The sequence below is a fragment of the Aeromicrobium sp. JJY06 genome (genome assembly GCF_044069275.1).
Lineage (GTDB): Bacteria > Actinomycetota > Actinomycetes > Propionibacteriales > Nocardioidaceae > Aeromicrobium > Aeromicrobium tamlense.
This window is the reverse complement of record NZ_JBIMRD010000001.1, coordinates 404,003-426,599: the sequence shown is the minus strand read 5'-3', so window position 1 is coordinate 426,599 and position 22,597 is coordinate 404,003. Positions and strand designations below refer to the sequence as shown.

23 protein-coding genes and 1 tRNA gene are annotated in these 22,597 nt (G+C 70.6%); 15 read left to right on the top strand and 9 right to left on the bottom strand.

Annotation, left to right across the window (positions count from 1 at the left end; genetic code table 11):
- Window positions 1-2 precede the first annotated feature (2 nt).
- Window positions 3-386, bottom strand: coding sequence for a DUF4307 domain-containing protein (locus ACGWYL_RS02190; protein ID WP_179423188.1), 384 nt, complete (start codon window positions 384-386; stop codon window positions 3-5).
- A 74-nt stretch (window positions 387-460) separates the two neighbouring features.
- On the opposite strand from ACGWYL_RS02190, the gene mca reads away from it, so the two are divergent.
- Complete coding sequence (mca, locus tag ACGWYL_RS02185; RefSeq protein WP_395487230.1) at window positions 461-1,312, top strand: mycothiol conjugate amidase Mca; 852 nt, start codon at window positions 461-463, stop codon at window positions 1,310-1,312.
- A gap of 1 nt (window position 1,313) precedes the next feature.
- Here mca and ACGWYL_RS02180 read toward each other — a convergent pair whose 3' ends face one another.
- Together ACGWYL_RS02180 and ACGWYL_RS02175 are read right to left on the bottom strand one after the other, a co-directional pair.
- Complete coding sequence (locus ACGWYL_RS02180) at window positions 1,314-2,927, bottom strand: phytoene desaturase family protein (RefSeq protein ID WP_395486309.1); 1,614 nt, start codon at window positions 2,925-2,927, stop codon at window positions 1,314-1,316.
- 58 nt (window positions 2,928-2,985) lie between these two features.
- A complete protein-coding gene (locus ACGWYL_RS02175; RefSeq protein ID WP_395486308.1) occupies window positions 2,986-3,432 on the bottom strand; it encodes an SRPBCC family protein in 447 nt (148 codons plus the stop codon).
- A 238-nt stretch (window positions 3,433-3,670) separates the two neighbouring features.
- Here ACGWYL_RS02175 and ACGWYL_RS02170 point away from each other — a divergent pair, with 238 nt between their 5' ends.
- Genes ACGWYL_RS02170 through ACGWYL_RS02160 form a run of 3 tightly spaced genes read left to right on the top strand, consistent with a single transcriptional unit; the run spans window position 3,671 to window position 4,869 of the window.
- Window positions 3,671-3,886, top strand: coding sequence for a hypothetical protein (locus tag ACGWYL_RS02170; RefSeq protein WP_395486307.1), 216 nt, complete (start codon window positions 3,671-3,673; stop codon window positions 3,884-3,886).
- The gene (locus ACGWYL_RS02165) at window positions 3,883-4,326 is read left to right on the top strand and encodes an ASCH domain-containing protein (RefSeq protein ID WP_395486306.1); all 444 of its coding nucleotides are present in this window, start codon (window positions 3,883-3,885) and stop codon (window positions 4,324-4,326) included. The genes ACGWYL_RS02170 and ACGWYL_RS02165 overlap by 4 nt, the downstream gene beginning before the upstream one ends.
- Window positions 4,327-4,329: 3 nt before the next feature.
- Window positions 4,330-4,869, top strand: coding sequence for a GNAT family N-acetyltransferase (locus ACGWYL_RS02160; RefSeq protein WP_395486305.1), 540 nt, complete (start codon window positions 4,330-4,332; stop codon window positions 4,867-4,869).
- A 7-nt stretch (window positions 4,870-4,876) separates the two neighbouring features.
- Here the strand turns inward: ACGWYL_RS02160 and ACGWYL_RS02155 are convergent, their stop codons facing one another.
- Both ACGWYL_RS02155 and ACGWYL_RS02150 read right to left on the bottom strand, forming a co-directional pair.
- Window positions 4,877-6,622 (bottom strand): DNA/RNA helicase domain-containing protein, encoded by a 1,746-nt coding sequence (locus ACGWYL_RS02155; RefSeq protein WP_395486304.1) that lies wholly within the window; start codon window positions 6,620-6,622, stop codon window positions 4,877-4,879.
- A complete protein-coding gene (locus ACGWYL_RS02150; RefSeq protein ID WP_269303361.1) occupies window positions 6,597-6,929 on the bottom strand; it encodes a nucleotide pyrophosphohydrolase in 333 nt (110 codons plus the stop codon). The genes ACGWYL_RS02155 and ACGWYL_RS02150 overlap by 26 nt, the downstream gene beginning before the upstream one ends.
- Window positions 6,930-7,100: 171 nt before the next feature.
- On the opposite strand from ACGWYL_RS02150, the gene ACGWYL_RS02145 reads away from it, so the two are divergent.
- Window positions 7,101-9,095, top strand: a complete 1,995-nt coding sequence (locus tag ACGWYL_RS02145; RefSeq protein ID WP_395486303.1) for a thioredoxin domain-containing protein — start codon at window positions 7,101-7,103, stop codon at window positions 9,093-9,095.
- A 170-nt stretch (window positions 9,096-9,265) separates the two neighbouring features.
- On the opposite strand, the gene ACGWYL_RS02140 is transcribed toward ACGWYL_RS02145, so the two are convergent.
- The gene (locus tag ACGWYL_RS02140) at window positions 9,266-9,964 is read right to left on the bottom strand and encodes a hemolysin III family protein (RefSeq protein ID WP_179423202.1); all 699 of its coding nucleotides are present in this window, start codon (window positions 9,962-9,964) and stop codon (window positions 9,266-9,268) included.
- 87 nt (window positions 9,965-10,051) lie between these two features.
- Between ACGWYL_RS02140 and ACGWYL_RS02135 the strand changes: the two genes are divergently transcribed.
- Together ACGWYL_RS02135 and ACGWYL_RS02130 are read left to right on the top strand one after the other, a co-directional pair.
- Window positions 10,052-10,813, top strand: a complete 762-nt coding sequence (locus ACGWYL_RS02135; RefSeq protein WP_179423204.1) for an isoprenyl transferase — start codon at window positions 10,052-10,054, stop codon at window positions 10,811-10,813.
- Between the two features lie 280 nt (window positions 10,814-11,093).
- Entirely contained in the window at window positions 11,094-12,329 is a 1,236-nt protein-coding gene (locus ACGWYL_RS02130) for a PhoH family protein (RefSeq protein ID WP_179427955.1), read from the top strand.
- A gap of 60 nt (window positions 12,330-12,389) precedes the next feature.
- Here the strand turns inward: ACGWYL_RS02130 and pepN are convergent, their stop codons facing one another.
- Window positions 12,390-14,909 carry an aminopeptidase N gene (gene pepN, locus ACGWYL_RS02125; protein ID WP_395486302.1) on the bottom strand — a complete coding sequence of 840 codons (2,520 nt, stop codon included), beginning with the start codon at window positions 14,907-14,909 and terminating at the stop codon, window positions 12,390-12,392.
- Window positions 14,910-15,024: 115 nt separating this feature from the next.
- On the opposite strand from pepN, the gene ACGWYL_RS02120 reads away from it, so the two are divergent.
- The 8 genes from ACGWYL_RS02120 (at window position 15,025) to ACGWYL_RS02085 (ending at window position 21,861) form a co-directional block, all read left to right on the top strand.
- Window positions 15,025-16,176: a glutamate--cysteine ligase gene (locus tag ACGWYL_RS02120; protein ID WP_395486301.1), complete on the top strand. Its 1,152-nt coding sequence runs from the start codon at window positions 15,025-15,027 to the stop codon at window positions 16,174-16,176.
- Entirely contained in the window at window positions 16,173-16,781 is a 609-nt protein-coding gene (locus ACGWYL_RS02115) for a disulfide bond formation protein DsbA (RefSeq protein ID WP_179423210.1), read from the top strand. The genes ACGWYL_RS02120 and ACGWYL_RS02115 overlap by 4 nt, the downstream gene beginning before the upstream one ends.
- A gap of 169 nt (window positions 16,782-16,950) precedes the next feature.
- Window positions 16,951-18,555, top strand: coding sequence for a CDP-glycerol glycerophosphotransferase family protein (locus tag ACGWYL_RS02110; protein ID WP_395486300.1), 1,605 nt, complete (start codon window positions 16,951-16,953; stop codon window positions 18,553-18,555).
- 22 nt (window positions 18,556-18,577) lie between these two features.
- The gene (locus tag ACGWYL_RS02105; RefSeq protein WP_179423214.1) at window positions 18,578-19,033 is read left to right on the top strand and encodes a ribose-5-phosphate isomerase; all 456 of its coding nucleotides are present in this window, start codon (window positions 18,578-18,580) and stop codon (window positions 19,031-19,033) included.
- Window positions 19,034-19,060: 27 nt separating this feature from the next.
- Complete coding sequence (locus tag ACGWYL_RS02100) at window positions 19,061-19,873, top strand: Fpg/Nei family DNA glycosylase (protein ID WP_395486299.1); 813 nt, start codon at window positions 19,061-19,063, stop codon at window positions 19,871-19,873.
- Between the two features lie 9 nt (window positions 19,874-19,882).
- The gene (locus ACGWYL_RS02095; protein WP_395486298.1) at window positions 19,883-20,998 is read left to right on the top strand and encodes a PP2C family protein-serine/threonine phosphatase; all 1,116 of its coding nucleotides are present in this window, start codon (window positions 19,883-19,885) and stop codon (window positions 20,996-20,998) included.
- Window positions 20,999-21,169: 171 nt separating this feature from the next.
- A complete protein-coding gene (locus ACGWYL_RS02090; protein WP_395486297.1) occupies window positions 21,170-21,640 on the top strand; it encodes a hypothetical protein in 471 nt (156 codons plus the stop codon).
- A 20-nt stretch (window positions 21,641-21,660) separates the two neighbouring features.
- Window positions 21,661-21,861: a hypothetical protein gene (locus tag ACGWYL_RS02085; RefSeq protein WP_179423219.1), complete on the top strand. Its 201-nt coding sequence runs from the start codon at window positions 21,661-21,663 to the stop codon at window positions 21,859-21,861.
- Between the two features lie 14 nt (window positions 21,862-21,875).
- Here the strand turns inward: ACGWYL_RS02085 and ACGWYL_RS02080 are convergent.
- Window positions 21,876-21,951: transfer RNA gene (locus ACGWYL_RS02080), tRNA-Gly, on the bottom strand.
- Window positions 21,952-21,997: 46 nt separating this feature from the next.
- Entirely contained in the window at window positions 21,998-22,546 is a 549-nt protein-coding gene (locus ACGWYL_RS02075) for a dephospho-CoA kinase (RefSeq protein WP_179423221.1), read from the bottom strand.
- Window positions 22,547-22,597 lie beyond the last annotated feature (51 nt).

The following is a 22,597-nucleotide window of genomic DNA, read 5'->3' as shown; positions in this document are numbered from 1 at the left end:
CATCAGGCCGCGTCGCAGGAGTCCAAGACGGCCGTGACGGCACGGCGCTCGGTGCGGATCTCCGCGACCACCCGGGTCTGCGACTTCGATGACGCCGGGACCTCGATCGTGCGCTCGCCGACGACGACCTTGTCCTGGCTCTGGGCGAAGACGCGGCACGTCAGCGCCACGGGCTCGTCGTAGAAGATCTCGAGATCGACCTTGGTGGTGCGGTCGTCGAGGACCTCGTAGGAGTGGACCCGGGCCTGGTGCGCGGGGACGTCGGACCAGGAAGCCCATGCCGCCCAGGCGACGCCGATCGAGATGCCGATGGTGGCGACGACGGGCCACAGCCAGCGGGGGGTCGTGCGGCGGTGGCGTCCGTATCGCGCTTCCAGGTCGGTCACGACTACCAGTGTCTCAGGGGCGTGAAAGACTGGGGCACGTGGTCGAGAACGCCGAAGCCGGCACCCTGCGTCTGATGCACGTGCACGCCCATCCCGACGACGAGTCGAGCAAGGGCGCCGCGTCCACCGCCAAGTACGTGGCCGAGGGGGTCGACGTCCACGTGGCCACCTGCACCGGTGGCGAGCGCGGGTCGATCCTCAACCCGGCGTTCGAGCACCCGGGGATCCTCGAGAACCCCGACCTCATCGCCGAGATCCGCCGCGAGGAGATGGACAAGGCGCGCGAGATCCTCGGCATCGCCCAGGACTGGCTCGGCTTCGTCGACTCCGGCTGGCCCGAGGGCAACCCCAAGCCCCCGCTCGAGGAGGGCTGCTTCGCGCTCGTCCCGATCGAGGAGGCGGCCGCGCCGCTCGTGCGGCTCATCCGCTCGTTCCGCCCGCACGTGCTCACCACGTACGACGAGAACGGCGGCTACCCGCACCCCGACCACATCAAGTGCCACGAGGTCAGCATCTACGCCTTCGAGGCCGCGGCCGACCCCGAGCGCTACCCCGACCTCGGCGAGCCGTGGCAGGTGCAGAAGCTCTACTACCACCACGGCTGGTCGCGGGCGCGCATCGAGGCGATCAACGCCGCGATGGAGCGTCACGGCCTCGAGTCGCCGTACAAGGACTGGCTCGAGACGCGCGAGATCGACCCCGAGCACGAGAAGCGCCTCACCACGCGCGTGCCCTGCTCGGAGTACTTCGAGGTGCGCGACCGGGCGCTCATCGCGCACGCCACCCAGATCGACCCGAACGGCTTCTGGTTCGCGGTCCCGCGAGAGGTCCAGGCCGAGGCCTGGCCCACCGAGGACTACGAGCTCGTGAAGTCGTTCGTCGACACGCAGCTGCCCGAGGACGACCTCTTCGCCGGTCTGCGCTGAGTCAGCGGCGCAGCGCCCGGCGGGCGACGCCGCGCACGGGCTCGAGCACGCCGTCCACCCGGTGGTGGGCCAGGGCGGCGCGCGCCGCGTTCATGCCGGGCGCGCCGTGCACGCCGCCGCCGGGGTGGGCCGAGGCCGACCCGAGGTAGAGGCCGCGGACGGGCGTCTCCGACCGGCCGAGCCCCGGGATGGGGCGGAAGAACAGCTCCTGTTGCAGCTGTGACGTGCCGCCGTTGATGGCGCCGCCGACGAGGTTGGCGTTGCGGGCCTCGAGCTCGCGTGGTCCCAGCACGCGACGGGCGATCACGCGCGAGCCGAAGCCGGGCGCCAGCCGCTCGATCCGCGCCTGCATGCGGTCGGCGAAGCGCTCGGCGTCGGCGGCGTCCCAGGTGCCGCGCACCGAGCCGTCGCCCGCGTCGGCCACGGTCTTCTGCGGGACGTGCGTGTAGGCCCACACCGACTCGGTGCCGGCGGGGGAGCGGGTGGGGTCGGTCGTGCTCATCTGGCCGGCCAGCATGAAGGGCTGCGCGGGCACGTGGCCCGCGTGCACCTGCTGGAGCGCCACGTTCATCTCAAGCCGCGAGTCGGCCACGTGGAACGTGCCGGGGTCGTGCGGGGGCCGGCTGGCCCACGGGATCGGACCGTCGAGCGCCCAGTCCACCTTCACGGTGCCGGGGTCGAGGCGGAAGCCCTGCATCCGCTCGTGGATCTTGGCGGGGACGTCGGACGGGGCGAGCAGGTCGCCGTAGAGCTGGGTGGCGATGACGTCGGCGATCACCGCCCGGCGGGCCTCGTGGCGCTCGCCGTCGGCGGTGCGGACGCCCACCGCGCGCCCGTCGACGACCTCGACGTGGGCGACCCGGGTGGAGGTCTCGATCTGGCCGCCCAGCGACTCGAGCCGGCTGGCCATCGCGCGGGTGAGCATCCCGGCGCCGCCCTCCGGAACGGGGAAGCCCACGGTCTGGCCGAGCATCGTCATCATGAGGCCCATCAGGCCCGAGCCCGGCGCGTCGAGCGGGATGTCCGCGTGCCCGGCGTTGCCCGCGAGGAGCAGTCCGGGGGAGGAGCCCGTGAATCGGACGTCCGCCAGGTCGACGACTGGGCTGAGCAGCGTCTTGACGAAGTCGAGGCCGCCGACGCGACGCAGCTTCGCGAGCGTCGAGACGCCGCCGCGGACCGGCGGGAACGGTGTCAGCAGCGAGGTGATGAGGGCGTCGCCGATCTCGTCCCACGCGGCGCAGAGCTCGAGCCAGGCCTCGCCGTCTCCGGGCTGCTGCTCCTCCATGAGGGCGGCGGTGATGGTGCGGTCGCGGTGCAGGATCGCCCAGTCGCCGTAGGGCGTGGGGTGGCCGAGCACGGCGGGCGCGTGGGTCCAGCGGAGCCCGTGCTCCTCCAGACGGAAGCCCTGGATCGTGCGCGAGGCGGCGGCCAGCGGGTAGAAGGTGCTGAACGTGTCGTGGACGAAGTCGGGGTGCACGGACCGGTCGCTGCGGACCGCCCCGCCGATCTCGGGCTGCTCCTCGAGCACCAGGACCGACCAGCCGGCGTCGATCAGGTGGTTGGCGGCGACGAGGCCGTTCGGGCCCGCGCCGATGACGATCGCGTCGTGGGTCACGGGTGGATCACCTTCGGGCAAAGCATCGGGAGGTCGTCGACATCGTAGCCGCGGGGGCTCACGAGGTCGGGAGGTCGCGTCGCTCGGCGATGTAGGCGAGCCGTCGCAGCGTCTCGGAGTTCCGCCACTTGAGGGAGGGACCGCGGACGGGGCGGGGGATCAGGGTGGCCGGCCCGCTCGCGGGCTCCTCGGAGATGGTCACGAGGGTCCCGGCCCCCTGCGGCGCGAGGGTGATCACGACCTCGGCCGTGCCGGCGGGCCAGGCGCGGGCGAGCAGCTTGAGGCGATGGCCGGGGTTGACCTCGAGCACGCTCGTGCTGTCGTCGATGAGGGCAGGCCAGACGCCGACGGAGTGGTGCAGCTTCGAGCCGACGATCGGCCACGACGGGTCGACGTCGCGCATGCGCGAGGCACCGACGACCCACAGCGGGTAGAGCCAGCCGTCGGACAGGACCTCCCACACGCGCTCGGGCGTGGTCTCGATGAGGCGGGTGTTCGTCGTCATGCCGGGGACGTACCCACGGCGGGCGCGGCCACACGTGCGCGCGGGCCGGTTGAGGTCGTCGCCTACGCTGCGGTGGAACACCGATTCGACAGTGAGGAACGAGCAGATGTGCTCTCCGGTCCCGTGCAGGCAGTGCGGCAAGACGACGTGGCGTGGATGTGGCGAGCACGTCGACCAGGTCAAGGCGGCCGTCCCGGCCGATCAGTGGTGCGGTCACGAGCAGGACTAGGCTGATCCGGTGACCATGCTGGATTTCGCGATTCTCGCGACGCAGGAGATCGACCCCGAGGGCAACCAGCCGATCGGCTGGCTGGCCGGCCTCTACACGCTGGCCCTGTTCATCGTGATCGGCCTGCTGCTGTGGTCGTTCACGAAGATGGCCAAGAAGGCGCGCCAGCCCTGGGAGGGCGAGGACGCCGACACGCCCACCGACGAGGACCCGCCGAAGCCGTGACCGAGCTGCCCCGTCTCTGGCACGAATTCGTCGAGGCGAACCCGCAGTTCGCCGACGAGGTCCCGGAGGTCGAGCCGTTCGGCGACACCCCCGAGATGGCCGACCGACTCGCGCAGCTCGTGCTGTCGGGGACGAAGCGGGCCACCGCCTCGCCGGTCGAGGTGGGCGTGGCGCCGGAGGACGCCCACTGGGTGATGCTCGACGGTCGCGGTGAGGCCGTGGCCGTGCTGCACACGCACGAGATCCGCATCGGCCGCCTCGATTCCGTGGACGACGTGTTCGCCTGGGACGAGGGCGAGGGCGACCGCACGCGCGACTGGTGGCTCGACGCCCACCGCGGCTTCTTCCGTCGCCGGCTTCCTCACGTGACCGACTTCGACGCGCTGCCCACCGTCTTCGAGCGGTTCACCGTCGTCTGGCCCCCGGCGCTCGCCGACTGACCCGTGCCCACGCTGACGACCGAGCGCCTGACGCTGCGGCCCTGGACGCCGGCGGACCGCGAGCCCTTCGCGGAGCTCAACGCCGACCCCGAGGTCATGGAGCACTTCCCGTCCGTCCTCGATCGCGCCGCGAGCGACGCCCTCGCCGACCGCTTCGAGACGCGCATGGCGCACCAGGGCTGGGGCCTGTGGGTCGTCGAGGCGCAGGGCCGCTTCGCCGGCATGGCCGGGCTGAACCCCGTGCCGCCCGAGGTCCGCGCCCTCCTGCGCGGCTCGCCACCGGTCGAGGTCGGCTGGCGCTTCGCCCGCTGGGCCTGGGGCCACGGCTGGGCCACCGAGGCCGCTCACGCGGCGGTCCGCCACGGCTTCGACATGCTAGGCCTGAAGGAGATCGTCTCCTTCACCGCCGCGGGCAACCTCCGCTCGCGGGCCGTCATGGAGCGCCTCGGCATGACCCATGACCCGGCCGACGACTTCGACCACCCCGCGCTCGCGGCCGACAGCCCCCTGCGCCACCACGTCCTTTACCGCCTGCCCCGCTGAGTCCGGCTCACTCGTCGAGTGGCAGGTGCGGGGGAGGTGGGAAGAACCTCCGGAGCCTTTCCCTGAGCGTAGGATCGCAGACGTAGACGTACGTACCGCGAATTCCGCGGGTGAGCAACACTCGATACACGTTGACTACGTACTCGAGAAGATCTTCGTCGTCGTAACTCTGACCGAGTGCGACGTTGTTCTTGCTGCCGTTCTTGTCGTGGTAGTTCTCGCGGACGAAGACGATCTTCTGCTTGGCCTCGTCCCAACGGAGCTCCGGGCCGATGATGACCCCCGCGTAGTTCAGGTCGTACCCCTGACTCGTGTGGATGCAGCCGACCTCCTCGATGGCCGTCGGAGAGTTGATCCAGTCCTTGTCGGTGCGATTCCAGAACATGGAGAGGCCATCGATGGTGATGTCCGGCGTCTGCTTGTGCTTCTTGCTGACCCAGGGCCAGGCGAACCCCGCAAGCATGCGCGAGAGTCCGACTTCGCCGTCGCGCTTGAAGATGTCCTGTCGCATGCGCCTGATGTCGTCGTAGAAGCGCAGGTCGTAGTCGATGAACTCGACGCGACGCTCCTGCCGCAGAGTGAGGACGTCCACGACGTAGTCGACGTAGTCGTCGCCCGCGAGACTGCGCATCTGAGTCCCCAGCGTGATCAGGCGGTCATCCGCTCGCGCCTCGTCCGTCAGGCCGGCGACCACGGCGGTCGGGAGGTCCGACATCGGTCGAACGGACTGTTTGGCATCGAGCAACAGGATCGGGTGCCTGCTCTTCGCACGGACCCAGTCCAACTGGGTATGTCGGGTTCCTTCGTGGTCATCGGGGAAGAGGCTGCGGTTGATCCTGCGAAAGCGAGTGCTGTTCGTCTGGAGCGCACCCGAGAACTGCTGGAGACGATGCGCCTCATCGACGATGAGGACGTCGAAGCCTGCTTCGTCCTCCGCCGCTTCGAAGGCCGTGATCACCGGCACTGAGTTGAGTGCAGGGATGGCTTCGAAGACCTTCTTGAGCGTGTTGCGCAATGCCTGCTGTGGCACCACGAAGCCGATGCGAAGGTTCTTCACCGCTCGCGCGGCAAGCGCGCTCGACTCCTCGGCGAATGTCTCCTCGTCCAAAGCCGGGTCGTAGGCATCGTGGAGATCGACTAGAAGCTTGGCGAGGAAGACACCCACCACGGTCTTCCCCGTTCCGGGGTCCCCTTGCACGACGATCGGTCGGGAATCCCGCGCGGGCGTCTCCAGCTGGACGATCGAGAGAATCTTCTCGACGGCAACGGTCTGGGTCTGGGTCAGGGAGACGAACGGAGAGAGCTTGAAGAGGTTGCTGTTCTCGAGATCCTCGAGGCGCCGAGCATTGAAGAGCCCCTCGTCCCTCAGCGCCCTGAATATCTCAGCGAACCGCTCGCGATATCGAGCACGATCGTAGTAGTTGCTGTTCCGGGAGTTCGTCTGCTTGTTCAAGACGCGGAAGCGTTGGTCCGCCCCGAACAGGCGGATCAGATAGGTCTCGAGGTCCAGGCAGACCGACTTGTTGAACGTCTCGTCGAGGACGACGTGGAAGCGGTCGAGCAGAGGAGCCTTGGGGGAGTCAAGATGCTGGCGCATCCGGGTCGCCGCGTTGACCGACTCGCCGATGTAGACGTGGTTCGATCCCCGGATCGCGTAGACAACCGGCCAGTCGTCGTGGGCGACCTCCATCTTGGCCCAGCGCGCGACGGCATCTCGCGCGAAGCGCTCACGCCTGATCGTGAAGCCGGTCATACTTCTCGCTCGTGCCGCGCGCGAGCTCCGTCGGATACTTCTCGCGCGTCTTGGTCAGCTTGTTCAGGACGATCTCGCTCGCATCGGCCTCCAGCCGGTCGGCGAGGAGCAGCGCGTAGGTCAGCACATCGGCCAGCTCATCGAGCACTTCGTCCCGGTCGAACGAGTCGTCCCACTGGAAGTGCTCAAGAATCTCGGCGCTCTCGATGACGATGCTCTTGGCAAGGTTGGCGGGTGTGTGGAACTGGCTCCAGTCACGTTCCGACACGAACTTCCGAAGTTCCTCGAGGACGTCAGGCTCGACCATGCCGACACCCTATCCGCGGTGATCGCGGGCGTCTGAAGAACCGCTTCCCGTGCCCACTCTTGCAGCAGGCCGCACTTTCCTACGGCTTGGGCCCGGGCATCCCTATTCAGAAGTGGGAGGAGCGGCGGTGCTGAGCAGGTGAGGGCTGGCCGCCGCCGGTAGCGTGACGAAATGGCCAACCGACTCGCTCAGTCCCAGTCGCCGTACCTGCGCCAGCACGCGGAGAACCCCGTGGACTGGTGGGAGTGGGGCGCGGAGGCGCTCGCGGAGGCGGAGCGGCGGGACCTGCCGATCCTGCTGAGCGTCGGGTACGCGGCCTGCCACTGGTGCCACGTCATGGCGCACGAGTCGTTCGAGGATCCGGCGACCGCGGCGTACATGAACGAGCACTTCGTCAACGTCAAGGTCGACCGCGAGGAGCGGCCCGACATCGACGCGGTCTACATGCGCGCGACGCAGGCGATGACCGGGCAGGGCGGCTGGCCCATGACGTGCGTGCTCACCCCGAGCGGCGAGCCGTTCTTCGCCGGGACCTACTTCCCGCCCGAGCCCACCGCCGGACATCCCGCGTTCAGCCAGGTGCTGCAGGCGCTCGCCGACGCGTGGCAGAACCGGCGCGACGAGGTCCTCGACTCCGCGAGCCAGGTGCGCAGCTTCCTCGGCGAGAACGACGACTTCGGCGGCGACCCGCTCACCGCCGAGGACCTCGACGCGGCGGCCGCCGCGCTCCTGAAGCAGGCCGACGACGAGGCCGGCGGCTTCGGCGCCGCGCCCAAGTTCCCGCCCTCGATGGTGCTCGAGTTCCTGCTGCGCCAGCACGCTCGCACCGGCGACGAGAAGGTCTGGACCACCCTCAGCCGCACCTTCGAGGCAATGGCCCGCGGCGGCATGTACGACCAGCTAGGTGGCGGCTTCGCGCGCTACAGCGTCGACCGCTTCTGGCGCGTGCCGCACTTCGAGAAGATGCTCTACGACAACGCCCAGCTCCTCCGCGCCTACCTCCACTGGCTGCGTGCCCTGAAGGCCCGCGGCGAGAACGGTCCCGCGACCGCCCTGGCCGAGCGCGTCTGCCACGAGACCGCCGACTTCATGCTGCGCGAGCTCGGCACCGACGAGGGCGGGCTCGCCTCGGCCCTCGACGCCGACAGCGACGGCCACGAGGGCACCTACTACGTCTGGAACCCGCACCAGCTGATGAAGGCGCTCGGCACGGCCGACGCCGCATGGGCCGTGGAGCTGCTCGGCGTCACCGGCGGTGGCACGTTCGAGCGCGGCCTCTCCACCCTCCAGCTGCAGCAGGACCCTGATGACCCCGAGCGCTGGGAGCGCGTCAAGCAGCGACTCCTCGAGGTTCGCGCCGAACGCACGCGCCCCGCCCGCGACGACAAGGTCGTGTCCGCCTGGAACGCCTACGCCATCACGGCGCTCGCCGAGACCGGGATCGCGCTCGAACGTCCCGAGCTCGTCGAGGCCGCTACTCAGGCCGCCACGCTGCTGTGGGACCTGCACGTCGAGCCCGGCTTCGTCCGCACCTCCCTCGGCGGCGTGCGGTCCGGGCACGCGGCGGTGCTGGAGGACCACGGCGCCACCATCGAGGGGTTCGTCGCGGTCCTCGGCGCCACCGATGACGACCGCTGGCTCCACCGCGCGCGCCACGTCGCCGACCGCGCGATCACCCACTTCCGCGCCGAGGACGGCGGCTGGTTCGACACCGCCGATGACACCGAGGCGCTCCTCGTCCGCCCGCGCGACGCAGCGGACAACGCGCACCCGTCGGGCGCGTCGGCTCTCGCGCACGGCCTGCTCGCGCTGGCCGCCGTCACGGGCGACCACGACGTGAGGGCCGCCGCAGTGGCCTGCGTGGAGTCGGCCGCCGCACTGGCCACGGGCGCCCCGCGGTTCGCGGGCTGGACCCTCGCGGCCGCGGAGGCGCTGCTCGACGGACCCGCCGAGGTCGCCGTGGTGGGCGAGGTCGGCGGACCGATGCACCGCGCCGCCCTCGCGCTCCTGTCGCCGGGCGCCGTCGTCGCCGCCACCGAGGCGGGATCGTCGGTGCCGTTGTTCGAGGGCCGCGAGGCGATCGACGGGAAGCCGACGGCCTACGTGTGCCGCGACTTCGTGTGCGCGCTCCCGGTCACCGACCCGGAGGCACTGGTCCGTCGGTAGGACGTGGTGCCGCGCCCCACTCGACTCTTGTGACGCGTTTCGCCCGTCCGCGACCGTCTGAGCCGAAAGCGTCACAGAAGTGGGGACGGGCGTCACGAAAGTTGACTCCGGGGGAGTCGGGATCCGGGCGGGTCGGCGAATCGCGGGAGCCCGGCCACGACTCCGCGAACTCAGGAGTTGTAGACGAGGAAGCTGACGCCGATGTAGTGCACGATGAACGCCGCGATCGTGAAGACGTGGAACACCTCGTGATAGCCGAACCAGCGGGGGCTGGGGTCGGGCCACTGGAAGGCGTAGACCAGCGCACCGAGGGTGTACAGCGCACCGCCGACGCACAGCATCACGAACACGACGGTGGACGCCGCCGCGTAGAAGTCCGGCAGATAGAGGAGCGCTGCCCACCCCAACGCCAGGTACAGCGGCACGTAGACCCAGCGCGGGGCCGTCATCCAGAAGACCTTGAACAGCACACCGAGCAGTGCGCCACCCCACACCAGCGTGAGCAGCGTGAGCATGTCCCTCTTGTCCAGCAGCAACAGGGAGAAGGGGGTGTACGACCCGGCGATCATCACGAAGATGTTCGAGTGGTCGAGCCGGCGCAGCACGCGCTTGGCCCGCTCGCGCCACGGCACCGTGTGGTAGACGGCGCTGACCCCGAAGAGCAGCAGAGCGCTGACCATGAAGACCGCGGCGCCGGCGCGAGCGGCGCGACTGTCGGCCAGCACCAGCATCACCAGGAACGAGATCAGCGCCAGGGGAGCGGTGGCGGCGTGCAGCCAGCCGCGAAGCTTGGGCTTGATCTCGTCGACGGTCTCGCGCAGGCGCTCACCGACATCGTCGACGAGGGTCTCGTGCTTGGGGGGCGCCATGCCTTGATTCTAGTGCGGTCCCGGTCAGCGGCGAATCGGACGACCACGTGACGGTCGTCCCACGCGGGCGGCGCGTACTCTGGCGGCATGCCGGTCAGTGACCTCATCTACGGGGCGTACGAGCGTCGCCTCGCCAAGGGGCTCGATCCCGCGCAGCTGCCGCGCCACGTGGGCGCGATCGTCGACGGCAACCGCCGCTGGGCCAAGGGCGCGGGCGCCGGCGTCGACCTGGGCTACCAGGCCGGTGCCGACAAGATCACCGAGTTCCTCGGCTGGTGCGACGAGCTCGGCGTCGAGATCGTCACCCTGTGGCTGCTGTCGACGGACAACCTGCGCCGCCCCGCCGACGAGCTGTCGGCCCTGCTGGTCGTCATCGAGCGCCTCGTGGAGGACCTCGCGTCGCTCGGCTACCGGCTGCGCCTCATCGGCAACCTCGACATGCTCCCCGCCGAGTCCGCCGCGCGGATGAAGCGGGCCGCCGACCTGACCGTCGACCACGAGGGCGCGCTCTCGGTCAACGTGTGCGTCGGCTACGGCGGCCGCCAGGAGCTCACCGACGCGATGCGCTCCCTGCTGCTGGAGCAGGCCGCCGCCGGCCGCACCCTCGAGGACGTCGCCTCCACGCTCGAGGTCGACCACATCGCCGAGCACCTGTACACGAAGGGCCAGCCCGACCCCGACCTCGTCATCCGCACGTCGGGCGAGCAGCGGCTGAGCGGCTTCCTGCTGTGGCAGAGCGTCCACTCCGAGTTCTACTTCTGCGACGCGATGTGGCCGGCGTTCCGCCGCGTCGACTTCCTGCGAGCCATGCGTTCCTACGCCGCGCGCGAGCGCCGCTTCGGCGGCTGAGCGCGGCTCCGATCGTTCACGCGATCGTCACGAAGACACGCCGCTGACCTTCCCCGATCCGGCCACTCACGGTCGTACTTTCGGGGTGTGCCCATGCTCGAACCCGAGCCCTTCTCCCGGAAGGCTCAGGCCCCCACCCACTAGTGAGGGCTGGGCGCCGGGCGCGCGCGTGGCTCTCGAGGAGATTGCCGTGGCTGCTTCGAAGAGCGTGACTCCGCCCCGCCCCGATCACCGGACCTACGTCCTCGACACGAGCGTCCTGCTGGCCGATCCGGCCGCCATGCAGCGCTTCGGCGAGCACGAGGTCGTGATCCCGGTCGTCGTCATCACGGAGCTGGAGGCCAAGCGCCACCATCCCGAGCTCGGGTACTTCGCCCGCAACGCGCTGCGATTCCTCGACGACCTGCGGGTCCAGCACGGCACGATCGACGTCCCGATGCCGGTCGGCGACGAGGGCGGGACCCTGCGGGTCGAGCTCAACCACACCGACGCCTCGTCGCTGCCGTCGGGCTTCCGCCTCGGCGACAACGACACCCGGATCCTGTCGGTCGCGCGCAACCTCGCCAACGAGGGCCACGACGTCGTGCTGGTCTCGAAGGACCTGCCGATGCGCGTCAAGGCCTCGGCCGTCGGCCTCACCGCTGAGGAGTACCGCGCCGAGTGGGCCCTGGAGACCGGCTGGACCGGCATGACCGAGATCGAGGTGGACTCGGTCGACCTCGACGAGCTCTACGAGGACGGCACGATCGACCTCGAGGCCGCCCGCGAGCTGCCGTGCCACACCGGCCTGGTGCTGCTGTCGGACAAGGGGAGCGCGCTCGGCCGCGTCACGCCGGACAAGCAGGTGCGGCTCGTCCGAGGCGACCGCGACGCGTTCGGCATCCACGGCCGTTCGGCCGAGCAGCGGGTCGCGCTCGACCTCCTGCTCGATCCCGACGTCGGCATCGTCTCGCTCGGAGGTCGCGCCGGCACCGGCAAGTCGGCGCTCGCCATCTGCGCCGGCCTCGAGGCCGTCATGGAGCGCCGCCAGCACCAGAAGGTGATCGTGTTCCGGCCGCTGTACGCCGTGGGCGGCCAGGAGCTCGGCTACCTGCCCGGCAGCTCCGACGAGAAGATGGGCCCGTGGGCGCAGGCCGTGTTCGACACCCTCGGCGCCGTCGCCTCACCGCACGTGGTGGAGGAGATCGTCGACCGCCAGATGCTGGAGGTGCTGCCGCTCACGCACATCCGCGGCCGCTCGCTGCACGACGCGTTCGTCATCGTCGACGAGGCGCAGTCGCTGGAGCGCAACGTGCTGCTGACGGTGCTCTCGCGGATCGGCGCGAACTCCAAGGTGGTGCTGACGCACGACGTCGCGCAGCGCGACAACCTCCGCGTGGGTCGCTACGACGGCATCGTCGCGGTGGTCGAGAAGCTCAAGGGCCACCCGCTGTTCTCGCACGTCACGCTCACCCGGTCCGAGCGCTCGCCCGTGGCGGCACTGGTAACGGAGATGCTGGAGGACGTGACGCTCTGAGCGACTGTCAGGCGGCCGTGCCGAGACCTTTCGAGATCTCGGCGCGGCCGCCGTCCCATGTCAGTTGACGGCGCGGGCCGCGAGGGCGCGGCGCAGGTCGTCGCGACCCTCGAGCACGTAGCGACGCGCGGCGGCGGGGGCCGAGGTGGACTCGAGCCACGCATCCACCTTGGCGAGTGCGTCGGACGACGGGTTCGCCAGCGGGAACAGGTGGATCAGCGCGTTCTGGCCGATCCACACGCCCATCTGGTCGATGACCGTGTCGGCCATCTCGAGGTAGCGGTCGACGTAGGGCGCGAGCAGCTCGGCCTGGCCGGGCACCTGGAAGCCCTCCGCGATCTGGCGGCGGGTCTCGTTGGGCGTGGACGCGTCCTCGACGACCTTGCGCCAGGCCTCGGCCTTGGCCTCGGCGACGGGACGACGAGCCCGGGCGCCGGCCGCGTTCTCGCGACCCTGGTTGGTGTCGTCGCGCGCCAGCTCGGCGTCGATCTCGGCCTCGTCCACGTCGCCCAGGCGGGCGAGCCCGCGGATCAGGGTCCAGCGCAGGTCGGCGTCGACCTCGAGGCCCTTGACCGAGCCGCCCAGCACGTCGCGCAGGCGGTCGGGGGTGGTGGCCGCGGCCGACAGCGCGCGGGCGAACGCGAGCTGGTGGTCGCTGCCGGGCTCGGCCGCGGCCAGCAGCTCGGCCACGCCCTGCTCCCAGCGGCGCGCCAGCTCGACGCGCTGCTCGTCGGACGTGAACAGGCTGATCGCCGACTGCGCCTGGCGCAGCAGGGACGACACGGCCGTGAGGTCGGACTCGGTGCCGACGCCCGCGAGCACGAGGTCGACGAACGACGCCGACGGCAGCTCGGCGTCGCGCGTCATGTCCCACGCCGAGCCCCAGCACAGCGCCCGCGGCAGCGAGTCCGCGAACGTGGCGATGCCCGCCAGCAGGGTGTCGAACGATCCCTCGTCGAGGCGGATCTTCGCGTAGGTGAGGTCGTCGTCGTTGAGCAGGATGAGGTCGGGACGACGCTGGTCGACGAGCTCGGTGATCGACGTGCTCTCGCCCCGGACGTCGGTCTCGATGCGCTCGGTGCGCACGAGACGGCCGTCCTCGCCGCGGTCGTACAGGCCGATCGCGATGCGGTGGCGGCGCAGCGTGGGGTACTCCTCGGTGGCGGTCTGCACGACGTCGAAGCGGGTGAACCGGCCGTCGGCGTCGACGTCGAAGTCGGCGCGCAGCGTGTTGACGCCGGAGGTCTGCAGCCACTCCGCGGCCCAGCTGTCGAGCTCGCGGCCCGAGGCCTCGGACAGCTCGGCGAGCAGGTCGGTCAGCTCGGTGTTCCCGTAGGCGTACTTCGTGAAGTACGCGCGCAGCCCGGCGAAGAAGTCGTCCTCGCCGACCCACGCCACCAGCTGCTTGAGCGCCGAGGCGCCCTTGGCGTAGGTGATGCCGTCGAAGTTCGCCTCGACCGCGTGCAGGTCGTAGTTGTCCGCGGCGATCGGGTGCGTGGTGGGCAGCTGGTCCTGGCGGTAGGCCCAGTTCTTGCGGCTGTTGGTGAAGCCGGTCCAGGCCTCGGTGAAGCGCGTGGCCTTCACCGAGGAGTGGTGCGCCGCGAACTCGGCGAACGACTCGTTGAGCCACAGGTCGTCCCACCACTTCATGGTGACGAGGTCGCCGAACCACATGTGGGCCATCTCGTGCAGGATCGTGTTCGCGCGCTGCTCGTAGGCCGAGACCGTCTGGCGGCTGCGGAAGATCATCTCGTCGCGGAAGGTCACGCAGCCCGCGTTCTCCATCGCGCCCATGTTGTACTCCGGCACGAAGAGCTGGTCGTACTTGCCGAAGGGGTAGCCCATCTGGAACGCGCCCTCGAAGAACTCGAAGCCCTGCTTGGTGATGAGCAGGATGTCGTCGGCATCGAGGTACGGCACGAGCGACTGGCGGCAGAACACGCCGAGGGGGATCTGGCCGTACTCGCCGGCGTAGGTGTCGCGCACCTCGTGGTAGTCGCCGGCGACCAGCGCGGTGATGTAGGTGCTCATCGTCTTCGTGGGCTCGAAGTGCCACACGGCGCTGCCCCCGTCGAGCACGACCGGCTCGGGCGTGGGGGAGTTGGAGACGACCTTCCAGTGCGCCGGCGCGGTGACGTGGAACGTGAACTGCGCCTTGAGGTCGGGCTGCTCGAACGTGGCGAACACGCGGCGGGCGTCCGGCACCTCGAACTGCGTGTAGAGGTACACCTTGTCGTCGGTGGGGTCGACGAAGCGGTGCAGGCCCTCGCCGGAGTGCGAGTACAGGCACGTGCCCGTGACGACGAGCTCGTTCTGCGCCTCGAGCCCATCGATCGCGATGCGGCTGTCGGCGTAGGCCGACAGGTCGAGCTCGCGACCGTTGAGCGTGATCGAGGTCAGCTCGCCGTCGACCAGGTCGACGAACGTGGCCGAACCGGGCTGGGCGGCGAAGGTCAGGGTGGTGACCGAGCCGAAGCGCTCGCCGTCCAGGGTGAGGTCGAGCTGCACGTCGTACTGGGGGTCGGAGACGACGGTCGCGCGCTGGCGGGCTTCTTCGCGGGTGAGGTTGGTACCGGGCATGGTGCCCACTCTTGCACTGGGCACCCCCACTGTCACAGTCAGGCCGCGGCACGATCTGGGTCACACGGGGCGCTTTCGTCGCGGCATGGTCCGACGAGTCGTGCAGGATGGAGGAATGCACATCCCCTTCGCCGCCTCCGAGCGATCGACGATCGGAGTCGAGTGGGAGCTGGCGCTGGTCGACCAGGACTCCGGCGACCTGCGCCAGGTGGCCCAGACGGTGCTCGACGCCGTCGCTCCGGGGAACGGCGAGGACCACCCGCACATCAAGCAGGAGCTGCTGCTCAACACCGTCGAGGTCGTCACCGGCGTGTGCCGCACGGTGCGCGAGGCCACCGACGATCTCGGCCGCAGCATCGAGCGGCTGCGCGAGGTCACCGACCCGCTGCGGGTCGAGCTGATGTGCGCCGGCACGCACCCCTTCGCCCGGTGGACCCAGCAGAAGGTCACCGACAAGGAGCGCTACGCCACCCTGATCGACCGCACCCAGTGGTGGGGCCGCCAGATGCTCATCTACGGCGTCCACGTGCACGTCGGCATCGAGGACCGCGACAAGGTGCTGCCGATCAGCCGCGCGATGCTCACGCACTACGGCCACTTCCTGGCGCTCAGCGCCTCCAGCCCGTTCTGGGGCGGCCAGGACACCGGCTACGCCTCGAACCGCGCCCTCATGTTCCAGCAGTTGCCCACCGCGGGCCTGCCGTTCCAGTTCGACCAGTGGCACGAGCTCGAGCAGTACGTCGACGACATGATGCACACCGGCGTGATCGACCACTTCGACGAGATCCGCTGGGACATCCGGCCGTCGCCGAAGTTCGGCACCCTCGAGATGCGCATCTGCGACGGCATCCCCACGATGTCCGAGCTGGCCAGCATCGCCGCCCTCACGCACTGCCTCGTCGAGTTCCACTCGCGCGAGCTCGACGCCGGCCGCGAGCTGCCGTCGATCCCGTCGTGGTTCGTGCAGGAGAACAAGTGGCGCGCCGCGCGGTACGGCATGGACGCGATCCTCATCCTCGACCGCGAGGCCCGCGAGGAGCTCGTCACCGACGACCTCGAGCGCCTGCTGGTCCAGCTCGAGCCCGTCGCGGCGGACCTCGACTGCACCGAGGAGCTGCAGGGGATCCGCGACATCATGCGGGCCGGCGGCGCCTCCTACCAGCGCCAGCGCGCCGTGGCCACCCAGAACCGTGGCGAGCTCGACGCCGTGGTCGCCTCGCTGGTGGAGGAAATGCGGGAGGGTCATCCGGTGTTGGACCGGACATGACCACCACCGAGACCGTCGACCTCTGGTTCGACCCGCTCTGCCCCTGGGCCTGGATGACCTCCCGCTGGATGCTCGAGGTCGAGAAGGTCCGCCCCGTCCGCACCTCCTTCCACGTGATGAGCCTGTCCGTGCTCAACGAGGACAAGGACGTGCCCCAGGAGTACAAGGACATGATCGAGCGCGGGTGGGGCCCGGTGCGCCTGGCGATCGCGGCCGAGCAGCAGCACGGCAACGAGGTCCTGCGCGACCTCTACACCGCCCTCGGCACCCGCCGTCACAACGAAGGGCGTGAGTTCGACCGCGCGATGTACGAGGAGGCGCTGGCCGAGGCCGGACTGCCCGTCGAGCTCGCCGACGCCGCCGACGACAGCTCGCTCGACGACGCCGTGCGCGCCTCGCACAACGACGGCATCGACCGCGTCGGCCAGGAGGTCGGCACGCCCGTCATCGCGATCGGCGACACCGCGTTCTTCGGCCCGGTCGTCTCGCCGGCGCCCAAGGGCGAGCAGGCCGGCACCGTGTTCGACGGCGCCCGCGCCCTCGCGTCCTACGACGGCTTCTTCGAGCTCAAGCGCACCCGCACGCGGGAGCCGATCTTCGACTGAGGCCATCGCGCCGCCTCGGCCGCCCGCGCCGACCCACCCCCGACTTTTGTGACGAGATTCGGTCGAGAAGCCTCAGACCATCCGCAAGCCGTCACAAAAGTCGGGCGCGGGGCGCGGGGCGCGGGAGAGGGGCGCCGGGGCCCGCGGTCCAAGCGCTAGGTTGGGTGCGATGTCGACATTGCTGGAGCGGGTGCGCCGACGCCGCGACCGCTGGCTCGACGACGTGCGTCACCGCTTCCGCACCGACGTCCCCACCCGAGACCGCTGGTTCGCCGGCTCCACCGCCGCGATCGTCCTCGTCGCCGTGGTGGCCGTCCTGGTGCGCGTGGCGCTCGACGGATCGCTGCTCGCCGGCGCGGCCGCCGCGGTGGTCGGCGCCCTGCTGGTGCGCGCCGCGATGCTGCGCCCGGCCACGCCGCCGCACGTCCACGGCCTTCCGGGAGTGCCCGAGCCCGAGACGTGCCCCGCTCCCGACCCGCCCGACCGCGGCCCCTTCGTGGTCGCCGTGCGCTGGCTCGGAGCTGTGCTGGCCCTCGCCGTCGCCTTCGCGCCGACCGCCGTGGTCCTCCTCCTGCTCGTGCTGCTGGCCGCGGCCGCGACGCCGGTGCTGGCCGACAAGCTCGTCCTCTGGCGGGCCCGCCGCACGCTCCGTCGCGCGCTCGCGGACTTCGAGCCCCGCTTCGCCCTCGGCTACGGCGGCTACGGCGGCGGCCCCATCCACGTCGGGATGTGGGAGTCGCACCTGCTGGCGTCGGGCGACCGCGGCGTCATCGTCGGCCTGCGCAGCCACTACTGCGCCGAGCTGCGGGCCGCGATCCAGCCACGGATGCCGTGGATCTCCGCCGGCTCCGACGTCCTCGGAGACATGCGGGTCCTCACGGTGCCGAGCCTCACGACCTTCTTCTACGTGCACAACGCCCCCGGCCACCTCAAGCTCATCGGCATCCGCTCGGTGCGCCACGTGTGGCTCGGCCACGGTGACTCCGACAAGTCCGGCAGCCACCACTCGCGCCACCAGCGGTTCGACGTGCTGGTCGCGTCGGGCGAGGCCGCCGTCGAGCGCTATGCCCGGCACGGTGTGGAGATCCCGCGCGAGCGCTTCGTGCTGCTGGGCCGCCCCCAGTCGGGCGACGTCCTGCCCGCCTCCACGCCCGTCACCGAGGTCGCACGACCCACGGTGCTCTACGCGCCCACGTGGATCGGCAACGGCAGCATGACCGACTTCTCCTCCATGAAGGTGGCCGACCGGATCCTGCGCGCCCTGCTCGACGCCGGCGCCGACGTCGTGTTCCGGCCGCACCCGGTGTTCCTGCGCGACCCGTACTGGTCGAAGCGTCTCGTCGAGCTGAACGCGATCCTGCAGGCCGACCACGACGACCGCGCCACGCCGGGGCGTCACGTGTGGGGTGAGCGAGCCGTCCGCGAGTGGTCGATCGCCGAGTGCATGAACAGCGTCGACGCGCTGGTGTCCGACGTGTCCAGCGTCGTCTCGGACTGGCTCGCCTCGGCCAAGCCGTACCTGATGGTGAGCATGGTCCACGACCTCGACGAGTTCGTCGACGCGGTGCCCGTGGCCGCGGGCGCGTACGTCGTCGACCGTGACCTCACGGGCCTGCCCGAGGTGCTCGACGAGATGCTGCACCGCGACCCGCTGGCCGAGCGCCGGCGCGAGCTGAAGGTGCGCGTGCTGGGCGAGTTCGAGGGCGACGAGTCCGCCCGGGCCTTCGCCGCGTGGGTGCACGAGATGGCCCACACGCCGATGGTCCGCGGCTGACCCCACCTGCGAGAATGGCCGCATGCGCGTCCACCTCGGTGCCGATCACGCCGGCTACGAACTCAAGAACCACCTCGTCACCTGGCTGCAGGAGCACGGGCACGAGCCCGTCGACCACGGCGCCCACGCCTACGACGAGCTCGACGACTACCCGCCGTTCTGCATCGACGCCGCCCAGGGTGTCGTCGACGACCCGGGCTCGCTCGGCATCGTCATCGGCGGCTCGGGCAACGGCGAGCAGATCGCCGCGAACAAGGTCCCCGGCATCCGCTGCGCGCTGACCTGGAGCGTCGAGACCGCCCAGCTCGCCCGCCAGCACAACAACGCCCAGGTCATGGGCATCGGCGCGCGCATGCACACGGTCGAGGAGGCCGAGCAGATCGTCGAGGCGTTCCTCACCACCGAGTGGAGCCAGGCCGACCGCCACCAGCGCCGCATCGACCTGCTCGCCGAGTACGAGGAGAAGGGCAGCCTGTGAGGAACGGGCACGGGCAGGTCGAGCTCCGTGCCTGAGGGTCACACCCTCCACCGGCTCGCGCTCGACCTGACCGGCACGTTCGGAGGCAAGAGCGTGCGGTCGACCAGCCCGCAGGGCCGCTTCGAGGCGGCGGCAGGGCTCGACGGACGCGAGCTCGTCGAGGCCACGGCACACGGCAAGCACCTGTTCGTCGCCTTCTCCGGCACCGAGCAACAGGCGCACGTGCACCTCGGCCTGTACGGGTCGTTCGCGTTCGTCGAGGACCCCGAGCCCCCGGTCGTCGGCCAAGTCCGCTGGAGATTGGCCTCCGACCGCGTCACCGCCGACCTGCGCGGCCCCACGGCCTGCGAGCTGCTCACGCCCGGCGAGGTCGAGGCCGTGCTGGCCCGCCTCGGCGAGGACCCGCTCGACCCGGACGCCGACGTCGAGCGCGCCGCCGCGCTGGTGGCGCGCTCGCGGGCGCCGATCGCCACGCTGTTGATGGACCAGCGCGTCATCGCCGGCGTCGGCAACGTCTACCGCGCCGAGGTCCTCTTCCGTCACCGCCTCGACCCGAAGACGCCGGGGCGCGACCTGCGGCCCAGCACGTTCCTCGCCGTCTGGTCCGACCTGGTCGACCTGATGGGGGAGGGCGTGCGCACCGGACGCATCGACACGGTGCGTCCCGAGCACGAGCCCGAGGCCATGGGACGGCCGCCGCGCGAGGACGATCACGGTGGCGAGGTCTACGTCTACCGGCGCGACGGACGTCCTTGTCACGTCTGCGGGACCAAGGTCCGCACCGAGGTTCTGGCCGCCAGAAACCTGTTCTGGTGTCCGCGCTGCCAGCGGCGCCGATAAGGTCGGTCCGTGAGCACGGTGCGAGGCCTCAGACGCGACCCGGTCGGTCGCTATCTGTCCTCGAACGCCCGCGAATGGCGCTCGGGCTCCAAGGACGGACAGATGGCGGTCCTGGCGGCCCTGCTGCTGGTCACCGTCGTCATGTTCATCGTGAGCCTGACCTGGTACGCGATCATGCCCAGCACGATGTTCATCCTGCCGATCATCGTGGGCGGGATGCTGCTGCAGTGGTGGCCCCAGGCCTCGCTGACGTTCATCGTGCTGTTCGCCGCCACGGTGTCGTCCTTGGTCTACACGCTCGACAGCGGCTGGAACTCCGCCCGTCCGGCGTCGCTGCTGGCCGTGTACATCGGCGCCGGCATCCTGCTCTACAGCTCGTCGCGCACCCGCTCCGGTCTCCCCGCCGCGCTGGGCGAGGCGATGCTGATGGAGCTGCGCGACCGCCTGCAGGCCCAGGGCGCCGTGCCGAAGCTGCCCGAGGGCTGGGTCAGCGAGTCGGCGATGGAGTCGGCCGGCTCGGCCAAGTTCGCCGGTGACTTCCTCGTCGCCAACCTGTCCAAGGACGAGAAGTACCTCGAGATGGTCCTCGTCGACGTGTGCGGCAAGGGCGTCTCCGCGGGCACCCAGTCGCTGCAGCTCGCGGGAGCTCTCGGCGGTCTGATCGGCTCGCTGCCGCCCGTGGGCCTGTTCGCCGCGGGCAACGACTACCTGCTGCGCCAGTCGTGGGACGAGGGCTTCGCCACCGCCGTCCACGTGCTCGTCAACCTCGAGACCGGCGGCTACGAGCTGCTCAACGCGGGCCACCCGCCGGCGATGCAGTGGAAGCCCGACCAGCAGGAGTGGACCGTCACCGGCGCCCGCGGCCTGGCGCTCGGCATCATCGACCGGCCCGAGTTCCGCGGGTCCACCGGCGTGATCCAGCCGGGCGAGGCGCTGATGTTCTACACCGACGGCGTCGTCGAGACCCGCACGCTCGACCTCGCGGTCGGCATCGAGTGGCTCCGGGGCGCGGCGAGGATCGCGATCAGCCAGGGCATGGACGGCGCCCCCGCGCGCATCCTCGGCCAGACCGAGCCCGGCGAGGACGACCGCGCCGTGCTGATCCTGCACCGGCTGCCGGACTGACTCGCGCGGCGGGACCGGGAGGAGGACGACGTGGCCGAGGCTTCGCGACGGGTCGGACGTGGCCTCGCCGGCGCCGCGGTGCTGGCGGCACTGGTCCTCCAAGGTTGTGACACCAGCCCCGGGCCCCAGTACGGGGCCGTTCTCGTGGGGCGCGTGGAGTCCGGTCCGGTCGTGAGGGTCCTGACCTGTGCGGCCCCGAGCCAGTCGGTGGTGGGCCTCACCGTCTATGAGTGGCCCGACGACGAGGAGGTGGGGTGGGACTCGGCGAGGTTCCGCTCCCGTGCACCGGTGATCGGCGACGTCGACCTGTCCCTGACCGCAGTGCTCTCTCCGGCGTGGCAACCCGTCCAGGAGATCGAGGAGGGCCCACCGCGCCGGACGTTGCGCCCTGTCGGTGGCTTCCGGACCGACTCCTCGTACTCGATCAGCGCGACGGTCGCCGGGCCGGCATCCGACCGGCACCTCACCCTCGACGTGGTCTTCACGGCAGCCGATCTGGAGGCTCTGCCGGTCGGCCGATGGCTCCATGCGGGAAGCGGATCAGAGGAGACGGGCGCGCCTCCTGTGACGAGCTCCGATCCCGCCGCTCTCCGAGACGCTGCCTGCGAGGGGTGGACCGAAGGTCGGACGGTCACCGCATGACCGGGTCGTAGGGTGCTGGCATGGACGACACCCCGCGCGCGCCGCTGTCCTCGTGGGCCCTGCTGGTCACGTGCGTGGCCGTGCTGCTGATGGGCGTGTTCATCCTGACCAGCACGAGCGACCCCGAGAAGGGCTGGGTGTTCGTGGTGTTCGGCGGCGCCTGGATCGCGTTCCTGGCGGTGCGGGCCGTCGTGGCCCTCGTGCGGCGGCCGCGGGACTGATCCCGCGGCGGCGGTGGAGCGGACGACGAGATTCGAACTCGCAACATCCTGCTTGGAAGGCAGGGACTCTAGCCATTGAGTTACGTCCGCGCGGCGCCGGAGCGCCACGTCCATGATGCCACAGACCCCGTCGGCGTCAGGCACCCGTCGACACGATGAGGTCGGCGACCTCGCGGGTGTGGTCCGAGGCGAGGTACTCCTCCTCCTGCGCGGCCCATACGTCCCACCACGGCTCGTAGGTCGCGCCGTCGCGGGCGAGCGCCCGCTCTCGACGCTGGTCCTCGGGCGCCTCGAGCCAGACCAGGTGGCTGAGGAACGGGCGCAGCACGGTGGCACCGGCGCCGACGCCCTCGATGATCAGCTCGGGGGTCGGCCGCAGCGAGAGCCACCTGCCCGGCTCGTCGCGCTCCCAGTTCCACAGCCGGGCGCGGCCGACCTCGCCGATGGCCAGGTCCGCGAGCAGGGCGCGCACCATCGCGGGGGTGCGCGCGAGGCCGTGCCAGCCGGGGTAGAGCCGCTCGAGGTGCAGGATCGGCGCACCGGTCAGGTCGGCGACGTCGAGGGCCAGCGCCGTCTTGCCCGAGCCGCTGCGTCCGTCGATCGCGATGACGCGGGTGACGCCGCACACCGGGGCTCGCCCGCGGGCCCGCTCGACGAGGAGCTCGGGAAGGCTGGAACGGCTCACCGAGTCGACGCTACCCGCTCGCCGGATCGTGGCCAGCCCTCGCGGAGGTTA

What these genes read in the sequence shown, in the direction of transcription:
- mca (WP_395487230.1), top strand. Translation starts at nt 461, where the DNA reads ATGCACGTGCACGCCCATCCCGACGACGAGTCGAGCAAGGGCGCCGCG.
- ACGWYL_RS02175 (WP_395486308.1), bottom strand. Translation starts at nt 3,432, where the DNA reads ATGACGACGAACACCCGCCTCATCGAGACCACGCCCGAGCGCGTGTGG.
- ACGWYL_RS02155 (WP_395486304.1), bottom strand. Translation starts at nt 6,622, where the DNA reads ATGACCGGCTTCACGATCAGGCGTGAGCGCTTCGCGCGAGATGCCGTC.
- ACGWYL_RS02150 (WP_269303361.1), bottom strand. Translation starts at nt 6,929, where the DNA reads ATGGTCGAGCCTGACGTCCTCGAGGAACTTCGGAAGTTCGTGTCGGAA.
- ACGWYL_RS02145 (WP_395486303.1), top strand. Translation starts at nt 7,101, where the DNA reads ATGGCCAACCGACTCGCTCAGTCCCAGTCGCCGTACCTGCGCCAGCAC.
- ACGWYL_RS02140 (WP_179423202.1), bottom strand. Translation starts at nt 9,964, where the DNA reads ATGGCGCCCCCCAAGCACGAGACCCTCGTCGACGATGTCGGTGAGCGC.
- ACGWYL_RS02135 (WP_179423204.1), top strand. Translation starts at nt 10,052, where the DNA reads ATGCCGGTCAGTGACCTCATCTACGGGGCGTACGAGCGTCGCCTCGCC.
- ACGWYL_RS02130 (WP_179427955.1), top strand. Translation starts at nt 11,094, where the DNA reads ATGCAGCGCTTCGGCGAGCACGAGGTCGTGATCCCGGTCGTCGTCATC.
- pepN (WP_395486302.1), bottom strand. Translation starts at nt 14,909, where the DNA reads ATGCCCGGTACCAACCTCACCCGCGAAGAAGCCCGCCAGCGCGCGACC.
- ACGWYL_RS02120 (WP_395486301.1), top strand. Translation starts at nt 15,025, where the DNA reads ATGCACATCCCCTTCGCCGCCTCCGAGCGATCGACGATCGGAGTCGAG.
- ACGWYL_RS02115 (WP_179423210.1), top strand. Translation starts at nt 16,173, where the DNA reads ATGACCACCACCGAGACCGTCGACCTCTGGTTCGACCCGCTCTGCCCC.
- ACGWYL_RS02110 (WP_395486300.1), top strand. Translation starts at nt 16,951, where the DNA reads ATGTCGACATTGCTGGAGCGGGTGCGCCGACGCCGCGACCGCTGGCTC.
- ACGWYL_RS02105 (WP_179423214.1), top strand. Translation starts at nt 18,578, where the DNA reads ATGCGCGTCCACCTCGGTGCCGATCACGCCGGCTACGAACTCAAGAAC.
- ACGWYL_RS02085 (WP_179423219.1), top strand. Translation starts at nt 21,661, where the DNA reads ATGGACGACACCCCGCGCGCGCCGCTGTCCTCGTGGGCCCTGCTGGTC.